We start from the raw sequence: 16,265 nt of genomic DNA on the forward strand, positions 1-16,265 counted from the left end.
GCTCACTCCTACAAAGGTTTGTAGTAACTCAGCTTTCCGGTGTTTGTTCGGCCAGTGCCACTGCACGGAACATTGCCCGGCGCTTGTTCAGGGTTTCTTCCCATTCCAGTGCCGGCACCGAGTCGGCAACGATGCCGCCACCGGCCTGCACATGCAGTTCGCCGTTCTTGATCACCGCGGTGCGGATCGCAATCGCGGTGTCCATATTGCCGTTCCAGGCGAAGTAACCAACCGCGCCGCCGTACACACCACGCTTGACCGGTTCCAGTTCGTCGATGATTTCCATCGCGCGAATCTTTGGTGCTCCGGACAAGGTGCCCGCCGGCAGAATCGCCCGCAGTGCGTCCATCGCCGTCAGCCCGGCTTTCAACTGGCCGGTAACGTTGGAGACGATGTGCATCACGTTGGAATAACGCTCGATGACCATTTTCTCGGTGAGCTTCACCGAGCCGATTTCCGAAACGCGCCCGGTGTCATTGCGACCGAGGTCGATCAGCATCAGGTGCTCGGCAATCTCTTTGTCGTCGGACAGCAGGTCTTCTTCCAGCGCCACATCGGCTTCTTCGGTCGCGCCGCGTGGGCGAGTACCGGCAATCGGGCGCACGGTGATCAGATTGTCTTCGACCCGCACCAGCACTTCCGGCGAACTGCCAACGACATGGAAATCGCCGAAGTTGAAGAAGTACATGTACGGCGTCGGGTTGAAGCAACGCAGTGCGCGGTACAGATCGATCGGCGCAGCCTTGAAGTCGATCGACATACGCTGCGACGGCACGACCTGCATGCAGTCGCCGGCAAGGATGTACTCCTTGATGGTGTCGACGGCTTTTTCGTAGTCGTTCTGGGTGAAACTGGAGCGGAACACCGGATCAGCCGATTGCTGTTTGCTGAAATCCAGACCTCGGCGCGGGGTGATCGGCTGACGCAGTTTTTCCAGCAGTGCCTGCAATTGCGCCTGACCTTGCTCGAAGGCATCAGCCTGCGCCGGGTCGGCCAGCACGATTGCGTGCATCTTGCCGGCAAGGTTGTCGAACACCACCACCGCGTCGGAAACCATCAACAGAATGTCCGGCACGCCCAGCGGGTCCGGGTTCGGGCATTTGCCCAGACGCTTCTCCACATAACGCACGCAGTCATAACCGAAGTAACCGACCAGACCACCGTTGAAACGCGGCAGACCGGCAATGGTCGGCACGTTGTAACGGCCCTTGAAGGTTTCGACGAAGGCCAGCGGGTCTTCGACGTCATGGCTTTCGGTTTCGGCGCCGTCGATGGTCACGCTGACGTGATGATCATGAACCCGCATCACGGTGCGGCACGGCAGGCCGATGATCGAATAACGCCCCCACTTCTCCCCGCCCTGTACGGATTCGAGCAGGTAGGAGTTGGGCTGGTCAGCCAGTTTCAGGTAGATCGACAGCGGCGTGTCGAAGTCAGCCAGGGTTTCGCAGGCCAACGGAATGCGGTTATAGCCATCAGCGGCCAAGCGCAGGAATTCTTCGCGGATCATGAGGTGCCTCGTGGTGTGAGGTGCTAACAGTCAGGTGTGCAAACGTGCCGGCAGGCCGGCCAGGAACAAGTCAGGCGCGCCAACGCCAGCGGGCCAGGGCCTTGATGACTTTCATCCAGAGTTTGCGGGTGACCACCACGATGGCGTTTCCAGAAGGAGGTTGAACAGCGTCGGGCAACGTTATCCCACCGGCCAGATCCAGGCAACCGGGAATTAGCTTGCGCAGATCGTCGATCACCAGCGCCGGGGATTCCTCGGCAATCGGTCGGCCGTGGTTGTAGCCGTAGCTCAGCGCCACGCACTTGACCCCCGCCGCTTTCGCCGCCAGCACGTCACTGCGCGAATCACCGACAAACAGCGATTGCGAGGCCGGAATGTTGGCCATTTTCATCACGAAAAACAGTGCCGCCGGGTCAGGCTTCTTCTGCGGCAAGGTATCGCCGCCGATGATCCACTTGAAGTAGCGGCCGATTTTCATCTGATCCAGCAACGGCGCGACGAAACGCTCCGGCTTGTTGGTGATCAGCGCCATCACCACGCCTTGCTTGTACAGCCATTTCAAGGTGTCACGCACGCCGGGATAGACCACGGTCAGCTCATGGCTGGCACCGTAAGCCTCCATGAAAATCTCCAGCGCGTGCTCAGCCTCGACATCATCGACCGCCGAGTGCTCGATACCGCCAGCCAGCGCACGACGCACCAGCACCGGCGCGCCGTTGCCGACCCACTCGCGTACCGATTCGATGCCCGCCGGCTTGCGGCCGAGGGTGAGCAGCATGTTGTCCACCGCCGCCGCCAGGTCGGGAACCGAATCGATCAGCGTGCCATCCAGATCGAACATCACCAACCGTGGCAGTTTCCCCGGGAACAGCTGCTCAAAACCACTCATGGGCGGCTCAGTGCCAGTTCGGAGCGCATCTTGTCGATGACTTCCTGATAGTTCGGCGCGTTGAAGATCGCCGAGCCGGCAACAAAGGTGTCAGCACCGGCTGCGGCGATTTCACGGATGTTGTTGACGTTGACGCCGCCGTCGATTTCCAGACGGATGTCACGGCCCGACGCATCAATGATCGCCCGCGCTTCGCGCAGTTTGTCGAGGGTGCCGGGGATGAACTTCTGCCCGCCGAAGCCCGGGTTGACGCTCATCAGCAAGACCATGTCGACCTTGTCGATCACGTACTTGAGCACGTCCAGCGGGGTCGCCGGGTTGAACACCAGACCGGATTTGCAGCCGCCCTCGCGGATCAGCTGCAAGGAGCGATCAACGTGCAGCGTGGCTTCCGGGTGGAAGGTAATGTATGTCGCGCCGGCCTCGATGAAGTCGCCAACGATGCGATCCACCGGGCTGACCATCAGGTGCGCGTCGATTGGCGCGGTAACGCCGTACTTGCGCAGTGCCGCGCAAACCATCGGACCGATGGTCAGGTTCGGCACGTAGTGGTTGTCCATGACATCGAAGTGAACGAAGTCGGCACCGGCGGCCAGAACGTTGTCCACTTCTTCACCCAGGCGGGCGAAGTCGGCGGAGAGAATCGACGGAGCAATTACGAAGGGCTGCATGACGCACCTTTTCTGAGCTAAATCACGATGGCGCGCATTGTATACCTCAAGTTTCCGCGCGCGCACCGTGACCGCGATGATTGGGTTGTGCCATGACCGGTGGCAGATAACCTTTCAGTAGGCCGCCCGGTAGATCTTCTCGATATCAATGGCGCTGAGTTTGCGCGGGTTGTTGCGCATCAGGCGCTCGATTCCCGCAGCCTCAATGGCCATCGACGGGATCGCCTCTTCCGGCACACCGAAACTGCGCAAACCGCTGGGGATTTCCACGGCGGCGCACAGATCGGTCATCGCCTGCACGGCTTTGTCCGCCGCTTCACTGGCGCTCAGATGGGCGGTCTTCACCCCCATGGCTTCGGCAATATCCTGCATCCGTTCGACGCAGGCCATCTTGTTCCAGGTCATGACATACGGCAGCAGCAAGGCGTTGCTCACGCCGTGAGCGATGTTGAAGCGCCCGCCCAGCGGATACGCCAGCGCATGCACCGCGCCGACCCCGGCATTACCGAATGCCATGCCGGCCATCAGGCTGGCGGTGGCCATGTCTTCGCGGGCTTGCAGGTTGGCGCCGTTGGCGTAGGCCTTGGGCAATGACCTCGCGATCAGTTTGATCGCACCGAGTGCCAGCGAATCGGTGATCGGTGACGCGTTCACCGACAGATAGGACTCGATGGCATGCACCAGCGCATCGACGCCACTGGCGGCGGTGACGCTGCGCGGGCAAGTCAGGGTCATTTGCGGACTGACCAGCGCTACGTCCGGTAATAGAAAGTCGCTGACGATGCCTTTTTTCAGCTGCGCGACCTTGTCCGAAAGAATCGCCACGTTGGTCACCTCCGAACCGGTGCCGGCGGTGGTCGGAATGGCGATCAGCGGCGGGCCTTTGCGCGGCACCTGATCGACACCGAACAAGTCTTCCAGCGCACCGTGGTAACCGGCATACGCTGCAACACTCTTGGCAATGTCGATGGCGCTGCCGCCACCAAGGCCGATCAAGCCGTCATGCCCGCCCTCGCGGTAGACGCGCATGCAATCCTCGACGATGGCGATTTCCGGGTCCGGCAGGACACGGTCGAAAATCTCGTACTCGCGCCCGCCGAGCTGACACAGCGCCAGCTCCACGGTGCCGGACTTGACCAGCGCAGCGTCGGTGACGATCAACGGATTGTCGATGTCCAGGCGTGTCAGTTCCGCCGCCAGTTGCTCAATGGCTCCGGCGCCGGTGATCAGTTTGTGAGCGATTTTGAACTGGGAAAGACTCATCGTGCGCAGCCTCTTATAGATGTGGGAGCTGGGCACAAGATTAGCTGGAGATTTGGAGTTGTCTGCCATTCACCTTATGAATGACCCCGACGCTGAAGACATCACAAATCATTGTAGGAGTGAGCCTGCTCGCGATAGCAGTCGTTCAGTCGACACTTATAGTGGCTGTCAGTCCGTCATCGCGAGCAGGCTCACTCCTACAGGTGGTTGCGTGATGCCTCAGACCTGGGCGGTGCGCAGTTTTTCGCTGCGGCCACGCAACCATTCGAGGGTCAGCAGCAGGATCACCGAGAACGCGATCAACAACGTAGCGGCGGCAGCGATGGTCGGACTGAGGTTTTCACGAATGCCGCTGAACATCTGCCGAGGCAACGTCGCCTGCTCAGGCCCGGCCAGAAACAGTGTCACTACCACCTCGTCGAAAGAAGTCGCAAAAGCAAACAGCGCCCCGGAAATCACCCCCGGTGCAATCAGCGGCAAGGTCACCCGACGAAACGCGGTCAACGGTGACGCACCGAGGCTGGCCGCTGCCCGCACCAGATTATGGTTGAAACCCTGCAAGGTCGCCGACACCGTAATGATCACAAACGGCACGCCCAGCACCGCATGCACCACGATCAGCGAGAAGAAGCTGTTACCCAACCCCAGCGGGGCAAAGAACAGATAACTCGCCACGCCAATAATCACCACCGGCACCACCATCGGCGAAATCACCAGCGCCATCACCAGTGCTTTACCGGGGAAGTCACCACGGGTGAGGCCAATCGCCGCCAGTGTGCCGAAGACCATCGCCAGCACCGTGGCTGCCGGAGCAACGATGATGCTGTTCTTCAACGAACGCATCCATTCCGCCGAGGCGAAGAAGTCCTGATACCAGTGCAGCGAAAAGCCTTGCAGCGGGTACACGAGGAAACTGCCCGAGTTGAACGACAGCGGAATGATCACCAGCACCGGCAGGATCAGGAACAACAGAATCAGGCCGCAGAGAATCCGCAAGCTGTAGAACCACACCCGTTCGATGGGCGACATGTAAGGACTCAGCATCTCAAATTCCCCTTAGCTCAGGCGCAGGCGACTGGCGCCCACCAGCCAGCTGTAAATCAGATAAAGCACCACGGTCGCCAGCAGCAGCAAGCCGCCCAGCGCAGTGGCCATGCCCCAGTTGATGCTGGTGTTGGTATAGAAGGCGACGAAGTAGCTGACCATTTGATCGTTCGGGCTGCCGAGCAGCGCCGGGGTGATGTAGTAGCCGATGGCGAGGATGAACACCAACAGGCAACCGGCGCCGACACCGGCATAGGTCTGCGGGAAATACACCCGCCAGAAACTGGCGAACGGATGGCAGCCCAGTGAAATCGCTGCGCGCATGTAGGTCGGCGAGATGCCTTTCATCACGCTGTAGATCGGCAGGATCATGAACGGCAGCAGGATGTGCACCATCGAGATGTACACGCCGGTGCGGTTGAACACCAGTTCCAGCGGCTTATCAATAATGCCCATGGCCATCAGACCGCTGTTGATCAGGCCGCCCGATTGCAGCAACACGATCCACGCCGCGACCCGCACCAGAATCGAGGTCCAGAACGGCAGCAGCACCAGAATCATCAGCAGGTTGCTTTGGCGTGATGGCAGGTTCGCCAGCAGATAGGCCAAGGGATAGGCGAGGAACAGGCAGATCACGGTGATGATCAGGCCCATCCAGAAGGTGCGGGCGAAGATGTCGAGGTAGATCGCCTGATCCGGGGTGGCCGGGGCTACTTCGCCGAGGTCGTCGATGCGGTGATCGACTGCCGCCAGCAAGTAGTAAGGCGTGATGCTGCTGGTGTTGCGGCGCACCGCTTGCCAGTAGGCCGGATCACCCCAACGTTCGTCGAGGGCTTCCAGTGCTTCTTTATAAGAGGCCGGTTCGCTGGCGAATGGCAGCGCCCGGGCGGTTTTGGTCAGCAGACTGCGATAGCCGGCCAACTCCATGTTCAAGCGCTTGGACAGATCGCCCAGCGTCGAGTTTTTGCGGGCCTCGGCGAGGTCGTCGCTGGCAGCCTTGTACACCGGCTCGGCGGGCAGGCCGCGACCGTCCCAACTGGCGATGGCCGCCACGGTGCGCGGCATGCCGCCGACCACTTCCGGGTTGCCCACGCTTTTGTAGAGCAGCGCCACGATCGGCACCAGGAACACCAGCAACAGAAACAGCACCAGCGGCGCAATCAGCGCCTGAGCCTTCCAGCGGTTGACCCGCTCGGCGCGCTTGAGCTTCTGCTTCAAGGTGGGGCTGGTGCCCTCGTTCAAGGGAACGGCGATGGCCATGACGTACTCCGCAAATCTTTGATCGTTACAGAGATGGCGAACCACCTCTGTTGTGTTGAAACACCGCAACCTGTGACAGCGAGTTTTTGTGGCGAGGGGATTTATCCCCGTTCGGCTGCGCAGCAGTCGTAAACCTCAGAACGGGGTTCCCGACATACCGAGCGCTATGGTTTCGGGGCTGCTTCGCAACCCCAACGGGGATAAATCCCCTCACCACAAAAGCTCCCTCGCCACAGAAATCTCCGCAGAACGGGCGGCTACTTACTTCGCAGCCCAAGAATTGAAGCGCTGCTCCAGTTGCTCGCCGTTGTCAGCCCAGAAGCTGACGTCGATCTGCACCTGGTTGGCGATGTTTTCCGGGGTGGTCGGCATGTCTTTCAGCACGTCCTTGCTCAGCAACGGTACGGCTTGGGTGTTGGCCGGGCCGTAGGCGATGTTTTCCGAGTAGGTCTTCTGCTGCTGCGGCTGTACCGAGTAGGCGATGAATTTCTTCGCCGCTTCAGCGCGCTTGGCGTCCAGACCTTTAGGAATGGCCCATGCGTCGAAGTCGTAGATGCCGCCGTTCCACACCACTTTCAGGTTGGATTCTTTCTGCACGGCAGCGATGCGACCGTTGTAGGCCGAGCTCATCACTACGTCACCGGAAGCGAGGTATTGCGGCGGCTGAGCGCCCGCTTCCCACCACTGAATGCTTGGCTTCAGCTCATCGAGTTTCTTGAAGGCGCGATCCTGACCGTCCTTGCCAGCCAGCACTTTGTAGACGTCTTTCGGCGCAACGCCGTCTGCCATCAGCGCGAACTCGAGGGTGTACTTGGCGCCTTTGCGCAGGCCACGCTTGCCCGGGAATTTCTTGGTGTCCCAGAAATCCGCCCAACTGGTCGGCGCGGTTTTCAGCTTGTCAGCGTTATAGGCGAGTACGGTCGACCAGACGAAGAAGCCCACGCCGCATGGCTGGATAGCGCCTTTGACGTAGTCTTCGGACTTGCCGAACAGCGCAGGATCGAGGGGTTCGAACATGTCTTCGTCGCAACCACGGGCCAGTTCCGGCGATTCGACTTCCACCAGATCCCACGACACGCTCTTGGTGTCGACCATGGCTTTGACCTTGGCCATTTCACCGTTGTATTCGCCGGCGACGATCTTGCCGTTGCCCGCCGCTTCCCACGGTGCGTAAAAGGCTTTGACCTGCGCAGCCTTGTTCGCCCCGCCAAACGACACCACGGTCAAATCCGGGCCAGCGGCCATTGCGCTTGCCGCACCCATCAGGCCCAGGGTCAGGGCGGTGAACTTCAGGGATCTCAACATTTATTGTTCTCTCCACGTGCAGGGTTGGTGTTGGTATTGCCGGGGCGATCAGTTCGCCTCTAAAAGGGGATCGAGCGCACGAACGTGCTCGACCTGCCAGCCAAGCGGTACCACGTCGCCGACCGCAAGCCCGGGATCGAGCTCGGCAATCGGTTGTTTCACGAAGAAGTCGGTCTTGCCGCAGACTTCGAGGCGCACCCGGACGTGGTCGCCCAGATAGATGAATTCCGCCACCCTCCCTGAGAAGCGGTTGACGCATTGGTCGCTGGAGCCGTTGAGGCTGACGCGTTCCGGACGAATCGACAGGGTCACCGGCTCGCCGGTCTGGCCGACGTTGACCGCCAGCGCCTCAACCTTTTCGCCACGGCCCAGCTCGACCACGCAACGCTCGCCACTCTGGCTGAGCAGGCGGCCGTTAAGACGATTGTTCTCGCCAATGAAGTTGGCAACGAAGGTGTTTTTCGGTTCTTCGTAGAGGCTGCGCGGTGGGGCGATCTGCTGGATTTCGCCTTGATGAAATACCGCGACGCGGTCAGACATGGTCAGCGCCTCACCCTGATCGTGGGTCACGTAGACCACGGTCACGCCGAGGCGTTGATGCAGATGCTTGATCTCCATCTGCATGTGTTCACGCAGTTGTTTGTCGAGGGCGCCAAGCGGTTCGTCCATCAGCACCAGTTGCGGCTCGAACACCAGCGCACGGGCCAGTGCCACTCGCTGTTGCTGACCACCGGATAATTGCGCCGGATAGCGTTGGGCGAAGGCATCGAGCTGAACCATGCTCAGGACTTTCTTGACCTTGTCGCTGACGTCGCTCTTGTTCAGCCCGCGCACGGTCAGCGGGAAGGCCAGGTTCTCGGCGACAGTCATGTGCGGGAACAGCGCGTAGTTCTGGAACACCATGCCGATGTCGCGCTTATGCGGCGGCACGTTGTTGATCGAACGCCCGGCCAGGAGGATTTCCCCGGCGGTCGGTGTTTCGAAACCGGCAAGCATCATCAGGCTGGTGGTCTTGCCGGAGCCGGACGGCCCGAGCAGGGTCAGAAACTCACCTTTGCGAATGTCCAGGTTGAGGTCTTTGACGATCAGGTTCTCGCCGTCGTAGCTCTTCTGCACACCACGAAAGCTGACCAGCACATCACTGGCCCCTGCGTTTGAATCGACCTGGCTCATACCCACACCTTTGTTATTGATGACTGCTGTGGGACTAAGCCTAGTGGCTACTGACAGGCGCGCAAATCGGGGCGCAGGAGAGAATCGCCTCAGCCGGATGGAAGGTTGGGGGTAGGGATTGCCCTACAAGGATGGCGCGTTTGGGTATGGCAGCTGCGAGCGTCGAGCTGCAAGCCACATGCAACGGCAAAAACGCGCTATCAGTAACGTCGCAAATGAACATGCCTATACCGAGACTGTGGGAGCTAGCCTGCTAGCGATGGCGGCAGGTCAGTCGCTACTGAGCTAGCTGACATAAAGCAATCGCTAGCAGGCTAGCTCCCACATTGGATAAGCAGTGATCTTTAGAGGAGTTTGTGTTCCATCGCGTATTTCACCAATTCCGCCAGCGAGGTGATGTTGAGCTTCTGCATCAGCCGCGCCTTGTGAGTGCTGATGGTTTTGCTGCTCAGCGCCAGTTGCTGGGCGATGTCGTTGACGTTGGCGCCCTGCGCCAAGCGTTCAAACACCGAGAACTCGCGCTCGGACAACAGCGAGTGCAGTGGCCGCGCGTCAGTCAGGCCGACTTCGAAAACCATGCGATCAGCCAGATCCGGATCGATATAGCGCCCGCCCGCCGCGACCTTGCGAATAGCCGTCAGCAGCAGCGCCGGATCGCTGTCCTTGGTCGCATAACCGGCCGCGCCAACCTTCAGCGCCCGGGCAGCCATCTGGGCTTCGTCGTGCATCGACAGCACCAGAATCGCCGGGGGATTGTTCAGTGCACGGATGCGTGGAATCGCTTCCAGACCATTGACGCCGGGCATGGAGATATCCAGCAGAACGACTTCACACGGCACATGTCGCAGAGTCTCGAGCAACTGCTCGCCATTGCTCGCCTCGCCCACGACTTGCAGATCCTTGGCCAGGCCGATCAATTGCTTTATGCCTTCGCGGACGATGGTGTGGTCTTCGGCTACCAGTACACGGATCACTTGCCTCTCCTAACTGATGGGTTGATCTTCTAGCTATCCAGCGGCACCCAGACATTCAGACTGGTGCCCTCCCCCGGCTCACTTTCAAGCAGCAATCGCCCGCCCATGATCAGCACCCGTTCGCGCATGCCGACCAAACCGAACGAAGTCGGCCGACCCGTCGCGGCGACAAATCCTACCCCGTCATCGCTAATCGTCAGACACAACTCATCACCCTCAAGCGCTAGCGTCAGTTCGACAGTATGCGCCTGGGCATGCCGCATAACGTTGGTCAGCGCCTCCTGCAGAATCCGGAACAAGCCAATGGCTTTGGCATCGCTGAGCGGCGGCAGATTCTCCGGCACCTGCACCAGACACGGAATCTGCGTGCGCGCCTCGAAGCGCCGCGCCTGCCATTCAATCGCCGAGGCAATCCCGGCGTCGAGAATCGGCGGACGCAACGCGGTGGCAACATCGCGCACCAACTGGAACAACTGGGCGATCAGGCGCTTCATGCTGTTGAGGCGATCATGCAAGCCTGGATCAAGTTGCGCGTAGGCCAGTTCGCACATCGATGTCTCGAGTTTCAGCACCGTGAGCATCTGCCCCAGCTCATCGTGGACCTCGCGGGCAATGCGCGCCTTTTCTTCCTCTCGCACGCTTTCAAGATGCGCCGACAGTTCGCGCAGTTGCTCGCGACTCGCGGCCAGTTCCAGTTCGATGCGCTTGCTCTCGGTAATGTCCCAGACGATGCCGTCCCAGACATACGCACCGTCTTCCAGTTGCCGGGTAATGGCCTTGATCTCGGCCCAGCGTTGCTCGCCCTGACGGGTGAGAATCCGCCCTTGCCATGACCAGTCGCGATCCGTGTCCAGCGCCTGATCCTGGGTCTGGTGATAACTGGCCTTGTCGTCCGGATGCACCAGACTGCGCAGGCCCATGTCGCGATGGGCGATGGCGGCCGGTGCATAACCAACCAGACTTTCACTGCCTTCACTGATGTAGGCGAAATCGATCTGGCCGGTCACTGGTGCGCGCTCCAGGCGAAATACCAGACCCGGCACGTTGGCAGCGATGCCCTGCAGCCGCGCTTCACTTTCCTGTAATGCGGCCAAAGCGCGGCGTCGCTCGGTGACGTCCGTCAGATACACCACCAGATATTCACTGTCGCGAAACCGCAGAAAACTCAGCGAGACATCCGCCGGCAAAACACTGCCATCGGCGCGCACGCAATTGGTTTCAAAACTCAGCGGCCCCTCTTCGCTGGCGCGGGCACGCTTCCACAAACTGAGCCAGCGATCCATGTGCAGGCCGGGTTCGAAATCGATCAGCGGCCGCTCGATGATCCCGCCCGACGGATAACCGAGCATGTTTTCCGCCGCACGATTGGCGTAGCGCACATGGCTGTCCCAATTGACCCAGAGAATGCCGACGGTGCTTTGATCGATGGAAAACTGCGTCAGCCGCAGCGCTTCTTCACTGGCGGCGCGCTGGGCGATGTCTTCGCGCGCGGCCAGCAGACGTTGTTCGAGGCTGTGCTGCTGACGCCGTTGCCAGAACACAATCGCCGCGCAACTGAGCAGCAGCACAGCAAACAACAGGCTCAGGTTCTGCCAGAAACCCGGCGATTCCGAAAGTCGCGGGTATTTCGGTTGCAGCCATTGATTGTGCAGGCGCTCCAGTTCCTTGGCGGGGATCGCGCGCAAGGCGCTTTCAACGATACCGGCCAGTTCCGGCCAGTCGCGCCGGGTCGCAACCCGCAGCAACTGCGGCAGACCGATATCGCCAACCACCACCAATCCCGCGAACTCGGGTTCGGCTGACAACCGACCCAACTGCGCCTCATCTACCACGGCGTAGGACGCCTGCTGACTCAACAGCAACTGCAACGCCTGACGCTCCACTGGCACGCCTTGCAGATTCAGATGGGGATAGTTGCCACGCAGGTAATCAGCGGTCGCACTCGGCATACGCACCGCGACGCGGGACTGGCTGTCGAGTTTTTCCAGCTCGACCACGCCGCCGGTCTTCTGGTCGCTGACCACCAATTGCGGCACGCGCATGTATGGATCGGAAAACAGCCACAAGCGCAGCGCGCTTGGGGTCTGGGTCAGGCCCGGCGCGAGATCGATTTCGCCGTCGCGGGCGGCGGCCTCCAGTTGCTCAAGATCCTGAAAGTTGCGCCAGCTCAGTTCGACGTTGAGGGCTTTCGCCAGTGACTTCATCAACTCGACATTGGCCCCGGACAAGCGCTGCAAACGCCGGTCGTATTGCGCATAGGGCGCTTGTAACACCAGACCGACGCGCAACTCGTTGTGTTGCGCCAGCCATTGCTGCTGGCTCGCCGACAGTTGCACAAGATGGCTCGGTGGCGCAGGCGCCGCCCAGCCCATCAAGGGAAACCACAAACAGCCGATAACCCACAGGCAGCAAATTCGCTTCATTGAAGTCTCATACACTGACAAATTCTGACCAACCCATTAGGCTGCCGGAATACTTTTCTGGCCTGGAATAACCGATGCCCTCTGTCTACCGCCTGGCAATGCCAGCATTGTGCCTGTCGCTGCTCCTGCCTTGTGCGTTTTCCGTCGAAGCCGCCGATCCAGCGCCCGCCACGGAAAAATCCACCGAAGCAAAACCGGCTGAACGCCAGCCACTGCTTGAGCGTAGTCAGGAAGAGGCCGCGGCACTTGCACTCAAGGTCCCGGTTCAGGAACAACAACAGTTGCAGTCCGGTGCCGAAACCTTCCTCGCGCTGTGGAAACCGGCCAACACTGCGGACCCCAAAGGCGCGGTGATTATCATCCCGGGCGCAGGCGAAACTGCTGACTGGCCTCAAGCAATCGGCCCGTTGCGACGCAAGTTGCCAGACGTCGAGTGGAGCAGCCTGAGTATCACCCTGCCCGATCTGCAAAGCGACGCCATCGCACCGCGCGTAATCGCAGCCCCGGCGGCGCCGAAAGCGGCCGAGACCGGCAGCAAGGATTCGACCACCGCGCAACCGATCGAACAGGCCGCTGGCGGTGAAGCCGAAGTAGCGGATCAAATCGTCGCCGAAACCACCGAAGAGCAATCCAAGGCTGATGCCGAGCGGATTTTTGCGCGCATCGATGCGGCGATTGCCTACGCCGAACAGCAAAGTGCGCGGCGTATCGTGGTGCTCGGTCATGGCACTGGCGCTTATTGGGCGGCGCGTTACCTGAGCGAGAAGCAGACATCTCAGGTGGAGAAGTTTGTGATGGTCGACGCGCAAACGCCGACCAAGGCCAAACCGCAGCTTGCGGAATTGACCCCAACCTTGAAGCTGCCGACGGCTGATATTTTCTACACCGACAAACCGCTGGATCGCAATGCCGCGCTGGAACGCATGCAGGCCAGCAAGCGGTTGAAGACTTCGGCGTTCAGTCAGGTGGCGCTCAAGGCATTGCCGGACAGCAAGGCTGAGCAGGAACAGTTGTTTCGCCGGGTTCGTGGCTGGTTGAATCCGCAGAACGTGGACTGACAGAGAGACCGCGTCGCCCAGATCGCGAGCAGGCTCACTCCTACAATTGATCGAGTTCCTTCAGTTGGAATGCAATCAAATGTGGGAGTGAGCCTGCTCGCGATAGGGCCATTCCAGGCAATACACCTTTTAAAAGCGCCTAACGAAAATCCCGCCGCTCACGAATCAGCGTGTAAGCGTTATGCAGTTCACGAGTCCGGTCCGTGGCCTCGCGAACCTGCGCAACCGTCGCGCCACTGCCGGCAATCTTGTCTGGATGATGGCGACTGAGTAGTCGCCGATAAGCCCGTTTGATCTGCGCCGGCTCGCTGGTCACCGACACGCCCAGCAGACTCATCGCTTCCTGATAACTCAACGCCGCACTGATCACCGGTCGCTTGCCCGGTTCGTAGTCGCTGGCCAAAGCCTGCACCTGCTGGGTTGTCCAGCCCAGCCACTTGCCCCACTTCGCCAACAACTCCCGCTCGCCAACGCCGGCCCGGCCATCGGCCCAGACCATCCGCCAGCAAGCGCGCAGTACGCCTTCGGTGGCATGCGGTTGCGCGCTCAGGCGACGTAGATAACCACGCAGATTGTCGTTGCCGGACTTGCCGCGATTGAACGCGGCAATCGCCCGACGCTGTGCCGGGTCGCTCATATCCAGCGCGCGCATCTCCTGACGCGCCTGCTGGATATGCCCGTCCGTCACCCGACCATCACTCTTGGCCAGACGTCCGAGCAACACGAACAACAATTCGTCGTTGCGCAACATCGGCTGACCGCCGAGTTTTTCCCGCAAATGTCCCCAGCTCTGCAAATGCAGGCGCCGATCCAGCGCTTGCCCCAACAATGCCCCAAGCATGGCCCCCGGAATGCTGGCGATAGCAAAACCCGCCCCGGCTCCAATCAGAGTCCCTGGCCACAACATATCAACGTCTCGCTTCTATCAAGGCTTCTGCTTCAGCCAGTCGTTCATGCGTACCGACATCGACCCACAGGCCTTTCAAGCGTTCACCGCTCACCTGACCGTCGGCCATCGCCTTGCGCAGCAGCGGAGCCAACTTGAAAGCCTCGGCCTTGCAGCCGTCGAACAATTGCGGATGCAGCACCGCAATGCCGCAGTAAGTCAGAGTGGTCGCGCCCGGTTCAGCGTCACTCACCTGACCGTCGACCAAGGTGAAATCGCCGGTCGGGTGATGCGCCGGGTTGTCCGCCAGCACCAGATGCGCCAGACCAGTGATCGGCTGATGCAGCACACTGAAGTCGTAATCGGTCCAGATGTCGCCGTTGACCACCAGAAAAGCGTCATCGCCGAGCAGCGGCAAGGCACGAAAAATCGCCCCGCCGGTTTCCAGCGGCTCGCCTTCACGCGAATACTGAATGCTCACGCCATATTGCGAACCATCGCCCAGGTAATCCTCGATCTGCTGACCGAGCCAGGCGTGGTTGATCACGATCTCGCTGAAACCGGCCGCTGCGAGAGCGCGCAGGTGATACTCGATCAGCGGCACACCGCCCGCTCGCACCAGCGGTTTCGGCGTGGTCAGGGTCAGCGGGCGCATGCGCTCGCCTTTGCCCGCAGCCAGAATCATTGCCTTCATGCTTGCGCTCCGACACGCAGACTGGCCAGCAATGCTTGCAGGTCCGCCAGTTCCGGACGGCGGGCGACCACCGCTTCTATATAAGAGAAGAAACGCGGAACGTCGGCCAGATAACGCGGCTTGCCATCGCGATGGCAGATACGCGCGAAGATGCCGATGACTTTCAGGTGGCGCTGCACGCCCATCAAGTCGCTGGCACGCAGGAAGTCTTCGAAGTCTGGCTGTACCGGGATGTTCAGCGCCGAGGCTTGCTGCCAGTAATTTTCCAGCCAGCCACGTACACGTTCTTCCGGCCAACTGAGGAAGGCGTCCTTGAACAGGCACGTCACGTCGTAAGTCACCGGACCGTAGACCGCATCCTGGAAATCCAGCACACCGGGATTCGGCTCGCTGAGCATCAGATTGCGCGGCATGTAGTCGCGATGCACCAAAACTTTCGGCTGGGCCAGCGCGCTGTCGATCAGCAGATCGCTGACGTCCTTCCACTGTTGCTGTTGCGCGGTATCGAACTCGATACCGAGTTCACGCTTCACGTACCACTCCGGAAACAATTCCAGCTCACGGCGCAACAGGGCAACGTCATAGCTCGGCAGCGGTGCAACCATCGGCAATTGCTGAAAAGCCAGCAACGCTTGCAGGGCATCGCTGAACAAAGCGTCGGCATTTTCGCTGTCGATCACGTCGAGAAAGGTCTTGTTACCCAGGTCATTGAGCAAAAGAAATCCGCGTTCGAGGTCTTCTGCATAAATTTTCGGCACATTTATTCCGGATTTCGCCAGCAAAAACGCGATATCCACGAACGGTTTGCAGTTTTCCTGGGGTGGCGGCGCGTCCATCACGACGAAGCTGCGACCCGCGCCTTCCCAACGGAAGTAACGGCGGAAACTCGCGTCGCTGCTGGCCGCGGTCAACGTGGCCGGGGGCACGGCGCCCCAGCCCTGATCTGCAAACAGGTTTGCCAACTGCTCATCGAGCCAAACTTTCAGGTGTTGCAAGCGTACATCTTGGTCAGGCATTGCAAGGGTCTCCGACGGGGGGTGGCCGGGAGACGGGGCATGTTTTAATACGGGCGGGGGGGGGTGGGGTTGGACGCGGGTGGGGGGGGGCGGGGGTGG

General features: G+C 60.4%; 14 protein-coding genes. 1 reads left to right on the forward strand and 13 read right to left on the reverse strand.

Features of this window, described 5'->3' with window-relative positions; all coding sequences use genetic code 11:
- Positions 1-28: 28 nt before the first annotated feature.
- The 10 genes from trpE to ACIOZM_RS23145 form a co-directional block, all read right to left on the reverse strand.
- Positions 29-1,510 carry an anthranilate synthase component I gene (gene trpE, locus ACIOZM_RS23100; protein WP_401217686.1) on the reverse strand — a complete coding sequence of 494 codons (1,482 nt, stop codon included), beginning with the start codon at positions 1,508-1,510 and terminating at the stop codon, positions 29-31.
- Positions 1,511-1,580: 70 nt separating this feature from the next.
- Entirely contained in the window at positions 1,581-2,399 is an 819-nt protein-coding gene (locus ACIOZM_RS23105; RefSeq protein ID WP_401217688.1) for a phosphoglycolate phosphatase, read from the reverse strand.
- Positions 2,396-3,070, reverse strand: coding sequence for a ribulose-phosphate 3-epimerase (gene rpe / locus ACIOZM_RS23110; protein WP_401217691.1), 675 nt, complete (start codon positions 3,068-3,070; stop codon positions 2,396-2,398). The genes ACIOZM_RS23105 and rpe overlap by 4 nt, the downstream gene beginning before the upstream one ends.
- A gap of 114 nt (positions 3,071-3,184) precedes the next feature.
- Positions 3,185-4,333: an iron-containing alcohol dehydrogenase gene (locus tag ACIOZM_RS23115; protein WP_401217693.1), complete on the reverse strand. Its 1,149-nt coding sequence runs from the start codon at positions 4,331-4,333 to the stop codon at positions 3,185-3,187.
- A 219-nt stretch (positions 4,334-4,552) separates the two neighbouring features.
- A complete protein-coding gene (locus ACIOZM_RS23120; protein WP_401217696.1) occupies positions 4,553-5,377 on the reverse strand; it encodes an ABC transporter permease in 825 nt (274 codons plus the stop codon).
- A gap of 12 nt (positions 5,378-5,389) precedes the next feature.
- Entirely contained in the window at positions 5,390-6,637 is a 1,248-nt protein-coding gene (locus ACIOZM_RS23125) for an ABC transporter permease (protein WP_401217698.1), read from the reverse strand.
- A gap of 261 nt (positions 6,638-6,898) precedes the next feature.
- Positions 6,899-7,942, reverse strand: coding sequence for an ABC transporter substrate-binding protein (locus ACIOZM_RS23130; RefSeq protein ID WP_401217701.1), 1,044 nt, complete (start codon positions 7,940-7,942; stop codon positions 6,899-6,901).
- Between the two features lie 48 nt (positions 7,943-7,990).
- On the reverse strand, positions 7,991-9,115 hold the full coding sequence (locus tag ACIOZM_RS23135) for an ABC transporter ATP-binding protein (protein ID WP_401217704.1): 1,125 nt from the start codon (positions 9,113-9,115) through the stop codon (positions 7,991-7,993).
- Between the two features lie 344 nt (positions 9,116-9,459).
- Positions 9,460-10,089 carry a response regulator transcription factor gene (locus tag ACIOZM_RS23140; protein ID WP_008085218.1) on the reverse strand — a complete coding sequence of 210 codons (630 nt, stop codon included), beginning with the start codon at positions 10,087-10,089 and terminating at the stop codon, positions 9,460-9,462.
- Positions 10,090-10,118: 29 nt separating this feature from the next.
- A complete protein-coding gene (locus ACIOZM_RS23145; RefSeq protein WP_401217707.1) occupies positions 10,119-12,512 on the reverse strand; it encodes a PAS domain S-box protein in 2,394 nt (797 codons plus the stop codon).
- 74 nt (positions 12,513-12,586) lie between these two features.
- Here ACIOZM_RS23145 and ACIOZM_RS23150 point away from each other — a divergent pair, with 74 nt between their 5' ends.
- A complete protein-coding gene (locus ACIOZM_RS23150) occupies positions 12,587-13,570 on the forward strand; it encodes an alpha/beta hydrolase family protein (protein ID WP_401217710.1) in 984 nt (327 codons plus the stop codon).
- 139 nt (positions 13,571-13,709) lie between these two features.
- Here ACIOZM_RS23150 and ACIOZM_RS23155 read toward each other — a convergent pair whose 3' ends face one another.
- Genes ACIOZM_RS23155 through ACIOZM_RS23165 form a run of 3 tightly spaced genes read right to left on the reverse strand, consistent with a single transcriptional unit; the run spans position 13,710 to position 16,166 of the window.
- Positions 13,710-14,477: a TerB family tellurite resistance protein gene (locus ACIOZM_RS23155; RefSeq protein ID WP_401217712.1), complete on the reverse strand. Its 768-nt coding sequence runs from the start codon at positions 14,475-14,477 to the stop codon at positions 13,710-13,712.
- 1 nt (position 14,478) lies between these two features.
- Complete coding sequence (gene murU / locus ACIOZM_RS23160) at positions 14,479-15,150, reverse strand: N-acetylmuramate alpha-1-phosphate uridylyltransferase MurU (RefSeq protein ID WP_401217714.1); 672 nt, start codon at positions 15,148-15,150, stop codon at positions 14,479-14,481.
- Positions 15,147-16,166 carry an aminoglycoside phosphotransferase family protein gene (locus tag ACIOZM_RS23165; RefSeq protein WP_401217717.1) on the reverse strand — a complete coding sequence of 340 codons (1,020 nt, stop codon included), beginning with the start codon at positions 16,164-16,166 and terminating at the stop codon, positions 15,147-15,149. The genes murU and ACIOZM_RS23165 overlap by 4 nt, the downstream gene beginning before the upstream one ends.
- Positions 16,167-16,265 lie beyond the last annotated feature (99 nt).

It is taken from the genome of Pseudomonas sp. NPDC087346, assembly GCF_044744235.1.
Classification (GTDB): domain Bacteria; phylum Pseudomonadota; class Gammaproteobacteria; order Pseudomonadales; family Pseudomonadaceae; genus Aquipseudomonas.